Here is a 15,591-nt window from a genome sequence, read left to right as displayed (position 1 = left end):
GATCTAATTCAAAATTAGATCGCCGTCCATATTGTAATATTGCTTGACAATTCGAATTTTATCCGCTTCAGTTCCTTCGTCTCTCAAAATTGAAAGGTGGATAACTTTTTCAACCTTCAATTCATCAGATCTACCACGTCTATCGTGGTATTTTTCTTTTTTCTCTGGCATCTTTCTACCCCTCCTACTCTCCTAAATCAACCCTGCTTTCATCGATGCCTAGGACATCGCACACTCGGTTTTTCAATCTGTCGCTTCCCTTACCATACTTCAGCAATTCTGAAATGGTAGGCTTCTTTACTCCACAAGCACGAGCAAGGTGTGTTTGTGTCATTCCTTTTGAATTCAGTTTGTCTTTGACAATCTGAATCCACTTTTGATGTTGTTGACTCATATATTCCCTTTCTATTGTTTCGTCTCACTTTCCAGCGCTCTGAGTTCTATCTCGTGGCTAACTTGTCTCAATAGCTTCTCACACGCTATTTTAGCTTCTCTATATGTTTTAGATTCGCTGATGATGTAATCAGCAAGTTCGATGATTTTATCTTCCATTCAACCTCCTATATCAGTCTCAAGGCTGATGTAATATCCTCCTAAATTGCTATAATAATCTTGACTAGGACCTCTCACCGTTTTAGTCAAAATTCCAATAGAATGGAGGAAATGAGAATGAATCTAAATCAAATTCGTATTTTAGAAGCTTGTCATAATTTTTTGATTGGTCGTACGGAATTTAAGGATGAATTACAAAATGATTCCCTCGTCTACCGATTCCAAGATAAAAATATTACCTTTGTAACCTATCAAGAATACAGGAATTTATCATTTATCGATTTCAAATTAAAATATGGTTATCTAGATGATTCTATAACCTATTTAGATAATAGAGAAGAATTGATAAGTGCATTCCCAAGCGAACACGAACTAAGAGCCTTAAACGAAGTGCCTGATATGGAACAAGCTCGTATTCAGATTTTTAAACTACTATCACAAGCTAATCTTGAAATACTAACTGAAAAAAATTCAAATGCCAAAAAAGATTATTTTGGTTACCAGTTCCGTAATCTCGAAACAAAAGAATCATATCCAATTTATTTGTTTCCAGAAAATGCTAATTTTGAACTAGTTGCTATCATTTGATAGGATATCTGCTTCAAAACGAAACCAATTCAGCTCATGAGCAAGCTCTTCAAGCTCGTGAGCTTTTTTATTATGGCTTCAAGCCATAACAAAAAGCAGTATCCGAAAGATACCACTTGACGACTCAACTCTAGAATTATTAAAAAAGTACAGACAAGATCATTGGCTGGAAAATAAAGATAATCGTATTTTCTCTAACATATCAAACAATGCAGTCAATAAGGCCTTAAGATATATCGTTGGAAGAAATGTCCATGCTCACTCTCTCAGGCACACTTATGCTTCTTTTTTGATTTCAAAACACGTTGAACTACTATCTATCTCTAAAATCCTTGGCCATGAGAATATGAACATCACTATTGAGGTGTACGCTCACCGTTGAAGGAATTAGAGGAGGCAAGTAATTCGGAAGTAAGAGAGATATTCTCAAATTTAGGGGCGGATTTGGGGCGGAACGCCTCAAAAACCCAGTAAAATCAATAGTTTATATGCCCCCTGCAGGAATCGAACCTGCAACTACTCCTTAGGAGGGAGTTGTTATATCCATTGAACTAAGGGAGCTAGAGAAAAACCCTGCTGGGTGAGCAGAGTTTTTTAGTCGAATTAACGACGGATTTCTTTGATACGAGCTGCTTTACCTTGAAGAGCACGCAAGTAGTACAATTTCGCACGACGTACTTTACCGTAACGAACAACTTCGATCTTTTCAACACGTGGAGTGTGGATTGGGAAGATACGCTCAACACCTACACCGTTAGAGATTTTACGAACTGTGTAGTTTTCTGAGATGCCAGCACCTTTACGTGCGATAACAACACCTTCAAAAATCTGGATACGTTCACGGTTACCTTCGACAACTTTCGCGTGTACACGAACTGTGTCACCAGGACGGAATGATGGGATATCTGTACGAAGTTGACCTTCAGTCAAGCTTTGGATTAATGGATTCATTTTATTCTCCTATCTTTGTCAATCTTGAGGAACCTTCCTCAGCGGATAAACTGTATTTTTGTGCGTCCATTACACACAAGATACAGTTTACCAAATTTCCACCTAAAAGTAAAGAAATTTATAGCAGAATTCCTAAAAAAATCGCTAGAAAACCGCCTATGTAAGTTAAGAGAAAATAGCTATAAAATACCTTCTTGTCACTTAACAGTCTTTGTAGCTCATCATTCAAGGTTGAAAAGGTCGTTAACCCTCCACAAAAACCTGTCGCTAGGATAGCATAGATTTCCTTGGACTCCACATGATTGTAGAATAGGCCAATTAAAAAACATCCTAGAAGATTGGCAATGAGAGTTCCCAATGGCAATTTTGAAGGTTGATTATAGCGGGAAAAGAAATAACGCACCAGGGCTCCGAACCCGCAGGCGATTGCAAGATAAACGATTACCATTTCTTCCTCCCTAGAACATAAGCCAAGAGCAGACCTCCTCCAATACTAAAAATCAAATACAGGACTAAACTAAGATAACGCCCAGTATCGAGCAATTTCACAGCATCCAAGAGTAGACTAGAAAAGGTTGTTAAACCTCCGCAAAAACCCGTCCCCAGCGCCAAAACCAAGCCTTTACTAGTTCCCTTATGGGCCAGATAGCCTTTCACCAGATAGACCAAGCAGAATATTCCCAGATAGTTGACGAGAAGGGTCCCCCAAGGAAAGTCTGGGCTAGCTGGTAACCAAGTGGAAATGAGATAGCGGACAAGGCCACCCAACATAGCTGCTAGAAAAATTCCGAGCGGATAGAATTGTTCTTTTTTCATTTGATATTTTGATCCTGATAATCACGCGAACGTTTGAGAATGTCTGAAAAAGTCGCAACAATGGTCTCCTGATAGCACTTATCTTCTACTCTATTTCTGACTTTTTCAAAAATGATTTCTTCTCTCTTAGTATCTAAAATAGGTTTTCCAGAGGCTTTCTTATAGGCAACTACTCCCTCAACCAAATGCATTCGTTCTTCTAGGAGCTTAACGATTTGGTCGTCGATTTGATCAATTTCTTGCCGAATAATATCTAAGTTCATACAGTCTCCTCCTTTATTTGAATTATTGTATCAAAAAGCTACCAAATAGGCTAGTAAAATCCCAAAATAACTAATAAAAAAACGCACTGACTTCTTCCAGTCAGCGCAGTTTGATTCTTATCCTACTTTTGCAGCCAATTCTTCTGCGAATTGTTCCAAACGCTCGATGTCTTCTTCTTCGGCAGAGAGGTCCACTTTAACACACTCTGAACCTTTTTCTGCTCCTGTCGCTACAAAAACGCGATCAAAGTCATCGACAGCCTTACAGAATTCGTCGTAGAAGGTATCTCCTGAACCGACCACTCCGTAAATTTTGCCATTCAAGTTGAGATCGGCTAGGTCTTCGTAGAAGTCCATCATCTCATCTGGCAATTCTCCATCACCGTAAGTATAGGTCGCAACGATTGCGATATCCGTCTCCAAGAAGTCTGAAGCGTCAACAGTCGTACATTCATCCACATCGACATCCAAGCCCAAGTCACGCAATTTGTCTGCTACAATATCTGCAATTTCTTCGGTATTACCGGTCATACTGGCAAATACAATTTTTGCTAATGCCATATCATCCTCCTCAATTTATCTTTCTCCATTATATCATATCTTTTTCATTTTAAAAATAAAAATTCTTGTGCTACAATGAAATGAGAAAGAATTGAGGTTATTTATGGAAATTTGCCAGCAAATTTTAGAGAAAATCAAAGAATACGATACCATTATCATTCATCGTCATATGAAACCAGATCCGGATGCCTTAGGGAGTCAGGTAGGTTTGAAAGCTCTTCTCACACACCATTTTCCAGAAAAGACCATCAAAGCAGTCGGTTTTAACGAACCAACTCTAACTTGGATGGCGGAAATGGATACTGTCCAAGACAGTGACTACCAAGGAGCTCTTGCTATTATTTGTGATACAGCGAATCGTCCTCGTATCGATGATAAACGCTACGAACAAGCTGCTTTCACCATCAAAATCGATCACCATCCAAATGATGATATCTATGGTGACCTATCTTGGGTGGATACAAGTTCAAGCAGTGCCAGTGAGATGATTGCTCTATTTGCTCAAGAAAATCAGCTAACTTTGTCTAGTGAAGCGGCACGACTTCTCTATGCAGGAATTGTCGGGGACACAGGGCGTTTTCTCTACCCGTCAACTAGTGCCCGTACCTTTAGAATAGCTAGCCAGCTCCGAGAAATTGATTTTGACTTTGCTGGACTGTCTCGTCAAATGGATACCATGAGCTTCAAGATTGCAAAATTGCAAGGGTATGTTTATGATCACTTAGAAGTTGATGAGAATGGAGCCGCACGCGTTCTACTTACTCAAGACATCTTGAAAAAATATAAGGTTACAGATGCTGAAACAGCGGCAATTGTCGGAGCACCTGGCCGAATTGATACTGTTAAGGCTTGGGCTATCTTTGTTGAGCAAGCTGATGGTCATTTCCGTGTGCGTATGCGTAGTAAAATCACTCCTATCAATGAGATAGCCAAACGACACGACGGGGGAGGGCATCCATTAGCCAGTGGCGCCAATTCCTATAGTCTAGAAGAAAACGAACAAATATACAAAGAGCTGAAAGAGGCTCTACAGATTCACCAAGGCTAAGAAAGAATTTTCTTGGCCTTTTATATGCTAGATTCTTAAAATATACGGTTTCTTTGTACCTCAGTTTATGGTATAATAAATCAAACTGAATAAAAGGAGACTTAATAATGGAAAAAAATCGTTTGTATATTCTCATTTCTGCTGGAGTAGCCATCCTTGGTTCACTTTTGCCATGGGCTAGTTTAAATGCAGGTTCTTTTGGATCCTATAGCGTGAATGGTTACCAAGGAGATGGGTGGTTTGTCATTATCGCAGCTATTGTGTCTATTGTTCTTGCTTGCTTGAATAATATGAATAAAGCAATGCCTAAAGGGTTCTCAATTGGTGTCATTGTTGCAGGTGCAATTGCAACTCTTGTCACACTAAATAGTCTCTTTAATGTAAATAAGTACATGTCTAACTTTGGTGGATATGGCATTTCAATCGGCTTTGGTTTGATTTTAGCTATTCTTGCTAGCATTGCACTTGTTGTAACTGGTCTCTTGGCAATGTCAGGTGGTAAAATTACAAAAGAGTCATTTACTGAATTAGCTGAGTCTGGTAAAGATTTTGCTCAGACTGTCGGACGTGTAACAAGCTCTACCGTTAAAACTGCAGTAGAAGAAATCAAAAAAGAATCTCAAGAACGTAAAAAAGAAGAAACTACAGCTGATAAAACAGAGACAGCTAAAGAGGAAACCGAGCAAAAAGAAGAAGCTAAGGAACCAGCTAATGTGGAAGCTGAGTCAACAGAAGAAAACGCAGAACCAGTAAAAGAAGAAACTACTGAATCTGAATCTGACTCTGAAACAAAAACAGAAGCTGAGCCAGTAGCCGAACCAACAGAAACAGAGGCTGAAGCTGAAACTGTAACAGAATCAACAGAAACAGAAATTACTGAATCTGAAAAAGAAGCAAAATTAGCAGCAGAAAACACAGAACCAGTAAAAGAAACAGAAGTAAAAAATCAACAAGAAGAAAAAACTCCAAATCAAGAGAACTAATCATTCTTCTACCGTCACTCCAGTAAACACTGGAGTGATTTTTTATCAAGATTTTTAATAAAATCAGGGAAAAGACTTGCCAAACTTATCAGAATCTGATAGACTAGTATGGTAACAATCTATGGCTCGCAAAGAGACCATGGCAGAAAGGAAATATTGCAAAATGAAAAAAGATATCCATCCAGAATATCGCCCAGTTGTCTTCATGGACACAACTACTGGTTACAAATTCCTTAGCGGTTCAACAAAACGCTCTAACGAAACTGTTGAGTTTGAAGGCGAAACTTACCCATTGATCCGTGTGGAAATTTCATCAGACTCACACCCATTCTACACTGGACGTCAAAAGTTCACTCAAGCAGATGGACGCGTGGATCGTTTCAACAAAAAATACGGTCTCAAATAATGATAAAAAAGAACAGTTACCACTGTTCTTTTTTTGTACTTGTTTTTATGAACCAATCACTACTACTTTCTATTTGTCAACCTTCACGCTGACACTATGATTGATTTCAAACGAGGTTAAAAAATATCGAAAAGAAGCTTGATATTGAGAATGGTCAAGATGATTGAAACTGTGTAACCTAGGATGGTGTTCCACTTGGCATTGGTGAATTCTCCCATCAGTGACTTCTTAGAGGTCAGATAGATTAAGGGGAAGATTGAAAACGGAAGAGCAATTGACAGAAAGACCTGTGAATAGACCAATAACTGATCTAAGGTTTTTTCTTGATGTCCAAACAAGACGGCTACAATAATCACAGGAAGCAAGGCAAAAATACGTGTACCGATACGGATAATCCACTGTGGCAATCTTAGATGTAAGAAACCTTCCATGACAATCTGTCCTGTCAAGGTACCTGTAATGGTCGAATTTTGTCCACTTGCTAAGAGGGCTAGGGCAAATAAAGTTGACAGAGTTGAACTAGCTATCGCTCCTGCTATCTTCGAATCTTGTAAAGCATTGTACATTTGAGAAAAAGCTGAAATTTCAGATGCATGCCCAAAAAAGAGAGATGCACCCAAAATGAGCAACAAGGAATTGACAATAAAGGCTAGGGACAGCTGAATATTTGAATCCCAGGTCATAAAACGTACGGCTCTTCGAACATCCTTCTTATCTTTGTGATTGATTTTCCTTGTTTGGGATAGGGATGAATGAAGATAGAGATTATGGGGCATGACTGTCGCTCCTACAATTCCTAGAGCCAAGGTCAATTGGCTTTCATGACCTGGCAATGGTGTTTCAAATAATGTAGGAGTCGGTCAATAACCACCAAATATACCCTGAATACTTGGACTGGATAAGGCCACCAGATAGGTAAAGATGGCTAATATGGTTAAAATAAGGGTCGTAACAATGGCTTCAATTTTTTTGAAGCCAAATTTCATCAACAACAACAAAAGAAATACATCTAAAACGGTTAAGAGAATAGCAACCATAATCGGTATTTTAAATAAAAGATTTAAGGCAATCGCTGAGCCTAAAACCTCGGCTAAGTCTGTCGCCATTAAAGCTAATTCTAAAATCACCCACAAACTATAGCGAAGCCATTTGGGAGCATGATGTGCAGTTGCCTGTGCTAGGTCCATCTTAGTTACGATACCAAGCTTTCCAGCCATCTGTTGTAGTTGCATGGCAATAATGGATGAAATCAAAATAACAAATAAGAGACTATATTTGTAGGAAGCTCCACCAACCACACTAGTAATCCAGTTTCCAGGATCCATGTAGCCAACTGCTACAAGGGCTCCAGGTCCTAAAAAAGCTTTTAGATTTTGCCAAAAATGATTGTTATTAGGAGTTTCAATAGATTGGTTGATCTCAGAAAGAGAGACTTTTTTGTAAGAAGACATCGGGATTTTACACTTTCTAATCTTGTCTTTACCTATTTTATTAATGGATTTTTTTGAAAAAATGATGAAAATAGTTTTCTATTTCCAATTCTCCCTTATTATATCACAATTTAGAATGATTCCTAAGAAAACAAATGATAGTTGAAATAAATAATATCAGTATTGTAAAAGCCAGCGATAGAAAACGCTGGCTTTAAAACTGTAAAAATTCTTTCTCAACTAGATCGCTTCTGTGACAAAACTACGGCTTTCTAGCACCTTGAGCATGGCATTTGCTGTGTCTAGGGCTGTGAAGAGGGGCACACCGTGTTCAATGGCTGAACGACGGATTTGCTCACCATCTTCGTCAGCAGTTCGTTTGGTTCCGACAGTATTGATGATCGCTTGAATTTTCCCTTTGCGGACAAAGCTTGGGATATCTTGTTCATCGTCACCAATCTTACCAACAGGTTGGGCTTGAAGTCCATGACTGGCAAAGAAGGCTGCTGTCCCTTCTGTCGCGAGGATACCGTAGCCGATATTTTGGAAACGACGAGCCAAGTCCAAGGCTTCATCTTTGGCATCATCTGCGATGGTAAAGACAACATTTCCAAAGGTTGGCAAGTGCAGGTAAGAAGCTTCAAAAGCCTTGTAGAGAGCTTTTTCAAGAGTTGTATCAGAACCCATGACTTCCCCTGTTGACTTCATTTCAGGACCTAACAAGCTGTCTACCTTAGCTAGCTTGGTAAAGGAGAAGACTGGCGCCTTGATATGAACGCGAGTGCTTTCTGGATAAAGTCCATCTTGATAGCCAAGTTCTTCAAGACTTTGCCCAAGAATGAGCTTAGTCGCTACCTGAGCCATAGGAATATTAGTTACCTTAGAAAGGAATGGCACCGTACGGCTGGCACGTGGATTGACCTCAATAACGTAGACTTTTTCATCCTTGATGACAAACTGGATGTTCATCATCCCAAGACAGTTAAGGCCGATTGCTAGGCGTTTGGTGTAGTCTGCGATAGTTTCCTGAACCTTTCGCGACAAGGTTTGTGGAGGATAAACAGCCATGGAGTCACCTGAGTGGACACCGGCACGTTCGATATGCTCCATGATACCAGGTATGAGAACATTTTCTCCATCTGAAATGGCATCAACTTCGCACTCTTGCCCAACAATGTATGAATCGACAAGGACTGGATGGTCTGGACTAGCCTTAACAGCGGTACGCATGTAAGAACGAAGGTCTTCTTCGTTTTCTACTATTTCCATAGCACGTCCACCCAAGACATAAGATGGACGAACGAGGACTGGGAAACCAATCTTGCGAGCAGCAAGCACCGCTTCTTCTTCATTAGTTGCTGTTTGTCCTGGTGGCTGTGGAATATCCAAGTCTTTAAGGGCTTGCTCGAAGAGGTCACGGTCTTCGGCACGGTCTAGGTCAGCTACTTGGGTACCAAGGATGGCCACACCTGCTTTTGCCAAAGGCTCCGCAAGGTTGATGGCTGTTTGACCACCGAACTGAACGATAACGCCTTTTGGTTGCTCCAAATCGATAACATTCATGACATCTTCGAAAGTTAATGGCTCAAAGTAAAGTTTGTCTGATACCGAGAAGTCGGTTGAAACGGTCTCTGGATTTGAGTTCATGATGATAGCTTCATAACCAGCAGCCTGGATAGCCTTAACAGAGTGAACGGTTGCGTAGTCAAACTCAACCCCTTGTCCGATACGGATTGGACCTGAACCTAGGACTAGGACGGATTCCTTATCAGACTTGATAGATTCATTTTCCCAGCCATAGGTTGAATAGAAGTATGGTGTCTCAGAGTCAAATTCTGCCGCACAGGTATCGACCATCTTGTAAACTGGGACAATCTTGTTTTCCAAGCGAAGTTGGCGAACTTGGTCGGCAGTTGTTTTCCAGAGTTCAGCAATCTTGCGGTCTGAGAAGCCATTTAGCTTAGCTGTTTTCAAGACTTCTAGATCTTGTGGATGGGCACCTAATTCTTGCTCAATTTCAAAGATGTGCAAGAGTTTATCCAAATAGAAGATATCAATCTTGGTCAATTCAGCGATTTCTTCTGGTGTGTAACCACGGCGAATAGCTTCTGAAACGTAGAAGAGACGATCATCTTGGGCTTTGACAACTTTTTCAATCAAAGCATCATCTGAAACCGTTGCAAGCTCAGGCATTTCATTGTGATGGACTCCGATTTCAAGTGAGCGGCAAGCTTTAAGAAGAGATTCCTCGATGTTCCGACCGATAGCCATGACTTCTCCAGTCGCCTTCATCTGGGTGCCCAGACGGCGTTCCCCTTTTTCAAACTTGTCGAATGGGAAACGAGGAATCTTAGCAACCACATAGTCGAGGGCTGGCTCAAACATGGCATAGGTTGAACCTGTAACTGGGTTGATGACCTCATCCAAGGTCAAACCGACGGCAATCTTAGCTGCCAATTTAGCAATCGGATAACCAGTTGCCTTAGAAGCAAGGGCAGAAGAACGCGATACACGAGGGTTTACTTCGATAACATAGTACTTAAAGCTATGGGGATCAAGTGCTAGCTGAACGTTACACCCACCTTCAATCTTAAGGGCACGAATGATGCTCAAGCTAGCGTCACGTAGCATTTGGTTTTCGTAGTCTGACATGGTTTGTGCAGGGGCGAATACGATGGAATCCCCTGTGTGAATCCCAACTGGGTCAAAGTTTTCCATGTTACAAACAACGAGGGCATTATCAGCCGAGTCACGCATAACTTCGTACTCGATTTCCTTGAAACCTGCAATGGAACGCTCAATCAAACATTGGGTAACAGGTGACAGTTTCAAACCATTTTCAGCGATTTCACGCAATTCTTCCTCGTTGGCACACATACCACCACCAGTACCACCTAGGGTAAAGGCTGGACGGACGATGACTGGGTAGCCAATTGTTGCTGCAAAGGCAACTGCTTCTTCTACTGTGTTGACAATTTCAGATTCAGGGATGGGTTGCTCAAGCTCTTCCATCAATTGTTTAAAGAGGTCACGGTCCTCTGCTTGGTCGATGGCAGACAATTTAGTACCCAGAAGTTCTACTCCAAGCTCATCTAGAATTCCATTTTTAGACAATTCCATGGCCATATTGAGCCCTGTTTGGCCTCCAAGAGTTGGAAGCAAGGCATCTGGACGTTCCTTACGGAGAATACGTGTCACAAACTCGAGTGTGATCGGTTCGATGTAGACCTTGTCCGCAATCTCCTTGTCCGTCATGATGGTGGCAGGGTTTGAGTTCACCAAGACAACTTCATAACCTTCCTCTTTCAAAGACAAGCAGGCCTGGGTCCCCGCGTAGTCAAACTCAGCAGCCTGACCAATAATAATTGGACCAGAACCAATCACCATAATTTTTTGAATATCAGTACGTTTAGGCATAGTTTATGATACAAAGCCCGTAAAGAACATAGTGAAAATAGGAAACTCGGTGCAGACGCCTTTAGCGTCAAGACGATGTTTATCTTTTTCACACAGTTCTTAGGGCGTGTTCACTTCCGCGAACAATGTATCTTCTCCTTTCTATTCGGCAACTCTCTGGTTGCCATTAAATAAATTCTCCGACGATTTTTTAGAGAAACGATATTTTTCGATAAAAAATCTAGTGCAGGGAGTTTTTAGTTCGCCTGATAGCGACTAAAAGAAACGACCTGCCTTTCTATTCGTCGCCTCACAGAGCGACATTAAATAAGATACAAAGGACGAATAGAAAGCGACTGAATTTTAGGGAACCAAGGAAGGATTGACAATCCAAGTTGGTTTCTCTAAATTCCGAGCTTTCCGTCCGTGTTCAGTTACATAAATTCTCCGACGAGCTTTTACTCGTTCTTAGTTTGCTTGTTTAAAAGCTTCCATCATCTCGATAAATTCGTCAAAGAGGTAGCTAGCGTCGTGTGGGCCGGGAGCTGCATCTGGGTGGAATTGAACAGAGAAACCTGGTTGGTATCTGTGGCGAACTCCTTCAACTGACTTGTCATTGATTTCTTCGTGGGTAATGATCAAATGCTCTGGCAAGTCCTCACGGCTAACTGCATAACCGTGGTTTTGGCTGGTAAAGTCTACGCGTCCTGTTGCAATTTCACGTACCGCGTGGTTAAATCCACGGTGACCAAATTTCATCTTGTAGGTCTTCGCCCCGTTTGCCATAGCAAAGAGTTGGTGTCCCATACAAATACCGAAAATTGGAATTTTCCCTTGCACACCACGAATCATGTCTAGTGCTTCTGGAACATCTTCTGGGTTACCTGGACCATTTGACAACATAACTCCATCAGGATTTAGGTGGAGAATTTCTTCCGCTGTTGTTGAATAAGGAACAACCGTAACGTTACAGTTACGCTTAGAAAGTTCACGTAAGATTGAGTGCTTGAGACCAAAGTCTACTAAGACCACACTCAAACCAACTCCTGGAGCTGGATAGGAAGTTTTAGTAGAAACCTGTTTGATATTGTCTGTTGGCAAGACTGTTGCTTGGAGCTGGTCCGTCACATGGTCCATACTGTCCCCGACGTGAGTCAAGGTTGCACGCATCGTACCATGCTTACGGATAATCTTAGTAAGGGCACGCGTATCAATCCCTGAAATACCTGGAATTTTCTTGGCTTTCAAAAATTCATCCAAGGTCATTTGGTTGCGCCAGTTGCTAGCTCGACGCGCCTCTTCAAAAACGACAACTCCCTTACAAGTTGGAATGATGGATTCATAATCATCACGGTTAATGCCATAATTTCCTACCAAAGGATAAGTAAAGGTCAAGATTTGTCCATTATAAGACTGGTCTGTAATGGATTCTTGGTAGCCGGTCATCCCTGTATTAAAGACGATTTCGCCTGTTACATCAATATCTGCTCCGAAGGCCTTGCCTTCAAAAACTGTACCATCTTCTAATACTAGAAGTCTTTTTGTCATATTTTCACCTCTCGTGGACGCTCACTGGCGTCTTTTAACGTCTTGTGTTTTAGTTGGCGTTTCTACTCGCCAATACGGATTCTAAGATTGCCATTCGAACAAAGACACCATTGGTCATTTGTTGGACAATGCGTGATTTTGGCGCTTCAACCAAGTGGTCAGCAATTTCCACATCTCGATTCACTGGAGCAGGATGCATAATGATTGCTGTTTCTTTTAAGCGATTATAGCGTTCTTGGTTCAAGCCGTGTTGAGCATGGTAGTCTTCTTTTGAAAAAACAGCTCCACTTTCATGGCGTTCATGTTGAACGCGGAGTAACATCAAAACATCCACCTGATCAACAATCTCATCAATAGTTACAAACTGTCCATAGTCCGCAAACTCTTGACTTCTCCATTCCTCAGGTCCTGCAAAGTACAGTTCAGCTCCCAAGCGTTTCAAAATTTGCATATTGGATTTGGCAACGCGTGAGTGGTCCAAGTCGCCTGCAATAGCAACCTTGAGACCCTCAAAGTGGCCAAATTCCTCATAAATAGTCATCAAATCAAGCAAGCTCTGGCTAGGATGTTGTCCCGAACCATCACCACCATTGATAATAGAAGTTGTAATCGACGGACTCGCAATCAACTCTCTGTAATAGTCAACCTCTGGGTGGCGAATCACACAGACATCCACTCCTAGAGCAGATAGGGTCAAGATAGTATCATACAGTGTCTCACCCTTATTGACCGAACTAGTCTTCACATCAAAGTCTAGTCGCTCCAACCCTAGCTTAATCTCTGCCACTTCAAAGGACTTATGTGTCCGTGTAGAATCTTCAAAGAAGAGATTCGATACGATAGGTTTGTTCTCGTAGGGAAGTTGGGCTCCGTTTTTAAACTCGATTCCTCGTTTAATCAATTTCATCACTTGATCAACTGTAAGGTCTTCCATGGAAACCACATGGTTCAATGCTTGTTGATTTTCTGACATGGCTACTCCTTCAGCTTTCTAAGCTTCTTCAGTAATCAGAACTCTGTCTTGGCCATCAAGTTCTGTCATCTCTACGATGATTTCTTCAGAACGACTGGTTGGGATATTTTTCCCAACGTAATCTGGACGGATAGGCAATTCTCTATGTCCACGGTCAACTAGCACCGCAAGACTCACGCGCGCAGGACGACCATGGCCGACAATGTTATCAATAGCAGCACGGATGGTACGGCCTGTATAGAGTACATCATCCACCAAGATAACTTCACGGTCTGTCACATCAACAGAAATCAAAGAAGTATCTTCTCCGCTTTTAACATCATCACGGAAAGGCTTGGTGTCCAATTCCACAACAGGAACAGTGATGTTTTCCAACTGCTCCAAGCGTTCTTTGATACGATGAGCGATGAAAACACCACGCGTTTTTATCCCAGCTAGGATAATTTTATTCAAATCTTTATTGCGCTCAATAATCTCATAAGTAATTCGCGTAATCGCTCGTTTGACAGTCAATTCGTCTACAACTTCTTTTGTCTTCATGACAAACCTCCAAAAAGAAAAGTCTCCTTCTACAAGGAGACTTGAAATGTATAGCCAAGCGAGCCCTACTATAAACAGTATAGACTTCACCCTTCTACTTTATCGCGCTCCTTGCCTGCCTCACGGGACAGGTTTAAAGGACTATTTAGTTACCATTTACTATAGCACAAAGCACCCTTAAAATCAAGCAAAAACTTTTTCAGAGTCCGCTTAAACATTACTAAAATCATATAATTGGGGATAGTGATCGCATTCTGGATTTTTGGGATGACAGATAGCTCGTCCAAAGTAAATCATGGCCTGGTGGGCTGCTAACCACTCTTCTGGTGGTAGGACGTCCATGACACGTTTTTCTACTTCAAGTGGCGTAGCTGATTTTTTAACGATATCGTGATGTTTGCAAATACGCTCCACATGAGTATCGACTGCGAAGGCTGGGATTCCAAACCCCACACTCATGACGACATTTGCTGTTTTACGACCAACACCCGCTAGACTTTCTAATTCCTCTCGAGTCTGAGGTACTTGCCCGTCAAAATCATCTAGTAATTGTTGAGCACATTTTTTAAGGAATTTAGCCTTATTTCGATACAGTCCCAGACGAGAAATGTGTGAAGCAATTTCACTTTCAGTCGCGACAGACATGGCTTGTGGTGTTGGAAAAGCAGCAAAGAGACCTGGCGTGGCCTTATTTACCGCTGCATCTGTCGTCTGAGCTGACAACATCACCGCAACCAAGAGTTCAAAATGATTGCGAAAATCTAGACTTGGTTTGGCATCTGGAAAAAGGGCAATAATTTCCTCAATGACATGACGGGCACGTTTCTTGGATAAAACCATCTACTCGTCTCCATCAAACAGTTCTTGCAAGCCAGCAAATGGACTGTTTTCTTCTTTCTTGACTGCTTGTTGAGCTTGGTATTCGTCCTCAGTCATGATTTGCCAGTCATTTCCAGACACAAACCCTTGGCCAGCCTCTTCTTCTGCCGTCAAGACCTTGATTGGGATATTGAGCAAGATATTATCTGCTACGCTCTCAGCAAGGTCGATTTCCCCATTTTCGATAGGCAAGACCAAGTCATCATCAAGAACCTCCTGGTCCAGTTGGTTGGTCGCTCCTTCCATGAAGACCTCTGTGACTGGATAAGACTCAGCCAACTCAACTGGCTCCATACTGCGGCTGGAAGCAAGGACAATGGTATATGACAACTGATAGTCTAAGAAATACAGACGGTCTTCGTACTGTACCTTCCCCACTGCAAGGATATCTTTGACATCTAAAATCTCTTGGTTCCGTTTACGCAAGTCTGCTGCCAGGTCTAAAGCTTGTTCAAAATGTAGGCCTTCAGGTTGCTTACGAATTTCTTGAATGTTTAACTTCATATTTCCTCCATAAAGATGTACTCACTTGATTATACCATGAAAATGCTACAAGTCAGCCTCCCAAACTTTGAGATTGAAATCTCATTTTTTAACATATTTACTATGACAAGCTTTCCTATTAGTGCTATACTATAGGCAAGAATACATCAGAGC

Annotated in this window: 19 protein-coding genes, 1 tRNA gene and 1 pseudogene; 5 read left to right on the top strand and 16 right to left on the bottom strand. The window is 41.4% G+C overall.

Going from position 1 to position 15,591, the window contains the following annotated elements:
• Positions 1-3: 3 nt before the first annotated feature.
• The 3 genes from BWR56_RS03460 to BWR56_RS09930 are packed head-to-tail and all read right to left on the bottom strand — an operon-like array spanning position 4 to position 552.
• The gene (locus BWR56_RS03460; protein WP_196769372.1) at positions 4-171 is read right to left on the bottom strand and encodes a hypothetical protein; all 168 of its coding nucleotides are present in this window, start codon (positions 169-171) and stop codon (positions 4-6) included.
• A 13-nt stretch (positions 172-184) separates the two neighbouring features.
• On the bottom strand, positions 185-394 hold the full coding sequence (locus BWR56_RS03455) for a helix-turn-helix domain-containing protein (RefSeq protein WP_049506008.1): 210 nt from the start codon (positions 392-394) through the stop codon (positions 185-187).
• 11 nt (positions 395-405) lie between these two features.
• Positions 406-552 (bottom strand): hypothetical protein, encoded by a 147-nt coding sequence (locus tag BWR56_RS09930; RefSeq protein WP_180367601.1) that lies wholly within the window; start codon positions 550-552, stop codon positions 406-408.
• 117 nt (positions 553-669) lie between these two features.
• On the opposite strand from BWR56_RS09930, the gene BWR56_RS03450 reads away from it, so the two are divergent.
• Together BWR56_RS03450 and BWR56_RS03445 are read left to right on the top strand one after the other, a co-directional pair.
• Positions 670-1,140: a hypothetical protein gene (locus BWR56_RS03450; protein WP_049506010.1), complete on the top strand. Its 471-nt coding sequence runs from the start codon at positions 670-672 to the stop codon at positions 1,138-1,140.
• Between the two features lie 85 nt (positions 1,141-1,225).
• A complete protein-coding gene (locus BWR56_RS03445; RefSeq protein ID WP_307770166.1) occupies positions 1,226-1,522 on the top strand; it encodes a tyrosine-type recombinase/integrase in 297 nt (98 codons plus the stop codon).
• Positions 1,523-1,629: 107 nt separating this feature from the next.
• Here the strand turns inward: BWR56_RS03445 and BWR56_RS03440 are convergent.
• The 6 genes from BWR56_RS03440 to BWR56_RS03415 all read right to left on the bottom strand — a co-directional run bounded on the left by BWR56_RS03440 (position 1,630) and on the right by BWR56_RS03415 (position 3,731).
• A tRNA-Arg gene (locus BWR56_RS03440) sits at positions 1,630-1,701 on the bottom strand.
• Between the two features lie 42 nt (positions 1,702-1,743).
• Positions 1,744-2,091 carry a 50S ribosomal protein L19 gene (gene rplS, locus BWR56_RS03435; protein ID WP_001068669.1) on the bottom strand — a complete coding sequence of 116 codons (348 nt, stop codon included), beginning with the start codon at positions 2,089-2,091 and terminating at the stop codon, positions 1,744-1,746.
• Positions 2,092-2,209: 118 nt separating this feature from the next.
• On the bottom strand, positions 2,210-2,539 hold the full coding sequence (crcB, locus tag BWR56_RS03430) for a fluoride efflux transporter CrcB (protein ID WP_049506012.1): 330 nt from the start codon (positions 2,537-2,539) through the stop codon (positions 2,210-2,212).
• The gene (gene crcB, locus BWR56_RS03425) at positions 2,533-2,907 is read right to left on the bottom strand and encodes a fluoride efflux transporter CrcB (protein ID WP_049506014.1); all 375 of its coding nucleotides are present in this window, start codon (positions 2,905-2,907) and stop codon (positions 2,533-2,535) included. The genes crcB (BWR56_RS03430) and crcB (BWR56_RS03425) overlap by 7 nt, the downstream gene beginning before the upstream one ends.
• The gene (locus BWR56_RS03420) at positions 2,904-3,170 is read right to left on the bottom strand and encodes a chorismate mutase (RefSeq protein ID WP_049506016.1); all 267 of its coding nucleotides are present in this window, start codon (positions 3,168-3,170) and stop codon (positions 2,904-2,906) included. Before BWR56_RS03420 ends, crcB (BWR56_RS03425) begins: the two co-directional genes overlap by 4 nt.
• A 117-nt stretch (positions 3,171-3,287) precedes the next feature.
• Positions 3,288-3,731: a flavodoxin gene (locus BWR56_RS03415; RefSeq protein WP_049506018.1), complete on the bottom strand. Its 444-nt coding sequence runs from the start codon at positions 3,729-3,731 to the stop codon at positions 3,288-3,290.
• Positions 3,732-3,834: 103 nt separating this feature from the next.
• On the opposite strand from BWR56_RS03415, the gene BWR56_RS03410 reads away from it, so the two are divergent.
• From BWR56_RS03410 to BWR56_RS03400, 3 genes are all read left to right on the top strand, one after another.
• Positions 3,835-4,779, top strand: a complete 945-nt coding sequence (locus BWR56_RS03410) for a DHH family phosphoesterase (protein ID WP_049506020.1) — start codon at positions 3,835-3,837, stop codon at positions 4,777-4,779.
• Between the two features lie 107 nt (positions 4,780-4,886).
• Positions 4,887-5,762, top strand: a complete 876-nt coding sequence (locus BWR56_RS03405) for a lantibiotic ABC transporter permease (RefSeq protein ID WP_076984462.1) — start codon at positions 4,887-4,889, stop codon at positions 5,760-5,762.
• A gap of 163 nt (positions 5,763-5,925) precedes the next feature.
• Positions 5,926-6,168 (top strand): type B 50S ribosomal protein L31, encoded by a 243-nt coding sequence (locus BWR56_RS03400; protein WP_000710762.1) that lies wholly within the window; start codon positions 5,926-5,928, stop codon positions 6,166-6,168.
• Positions 6,169-6,284: 116 nt separating this feature from the next.
• On the opposite strand, the pseudogene BWR56_RS03395 reads toward BWR56_RS03400, so the two are convergent.
• The 7 genes and pseudogenes from BWR56_RS03395 to BWR56_RS03365 all read right to left on the bottom strand — a co-directional run bounded on the left by BWR56_RS03395 (position 6,285) and on the right by BWR56_RS03365 (position 15,438).
• Positions 6,285-7,619, bottom strand: a pseudogene (locus BWR56_RS03395) (Nramp family divalent metal transporter).
• 219 nt (positions 7,620-7,838) lie between these two features.
• Entirely contained in the window at positions 7,839-11,015 is a 3,177-nt protein-coding gene (gene carB, locus BWR56_RS03390; protein WP_076984461.1) for a carbamoyl-phosphate synthase large subunit, read from the bottom strand.
• A gap of 447 nt (positions 11,016-11,462) precedes the next feature.
• Positions 11,463-12,542: a carbamoyl phosphate synthase small subunit gene (locus BWR56_RS03385; RefSeq protein ID WP_000166847.1), complete on the bottom strand. Its 1,080-nt coding sequence runs from the start codon at positions 12,540-12,542 to the stop codon at positions 11,463-11,465.
• A gap of 49 nt (positions 12,543-12,591) precedes the next feature.
• Positions 12,592-13,515 (bottom strand): aspartate carbamoyltransferase catalytic subunit, encoded by a 924-nt coding sequence (locus tag BWR56_RS03380; RefSeq protein ID WP_070696987.1) that lies wholly within the window; start codon positions 13,513-13,515, stop codon positions 12,592-12,594.
• A gap of 18 nt (positions 13,516-13,533) precedes the next feature.
• Complete coding sequence (pyrR, locus tag BWR56_RS03375) at positions 13,534-14,055, bottom strand: bifunctional pyr operon transcriptional regulator/uracil phosphoribosyltransferase PyrR (RefSeq protein ID WP_000850018.1); 522 nt, start codon at positions 14,053-14,055, stop codon at positions 13,534-13,536.
• A 210-nt stretch (positions 14,056-14,265) separates the two neighbouring features.
• The gene (nth, locus tag BWR56_RS03370; protein WP_000244432.1) at positions 14,266-14,895 is read right to left on the bottom strand and encodes an endonuclease III; all 630 of its coding nucleotides are present in this window, start codon (positions 14,893-14,895) and stop codon (positions 14,266-14,268) included.
• The gene (locus BWR56_RS03365; protein WP_076984460.1) at positions 14,896-15,438 is read right to left on the bottom strand and encodes a YceD family protein; all 543 of its coding nucleotides are present in this window, start codon (positions 15,436-15,438) and stop codon (positions 14,896-14,898) included. It abuts the gene before it with no gap.
• Between the last annotated feature and the right edge of the window lie 153 nt (positions 15,439-15,591).

The sequence above is a fragment of the Streptococcus oralis genome (genome assembly GCF_001983955.1).
In the GTDB taxonomy this organism is placed as follows: Bacteria; Bacillota; Bacilli; order Lactobacillales; family Streptococcaceae; genus Streptococcus; species Streptococcus jiangnanensis.
This window is presented reverse-complemented; position numbering and strand designations above follow the sequence as displayed.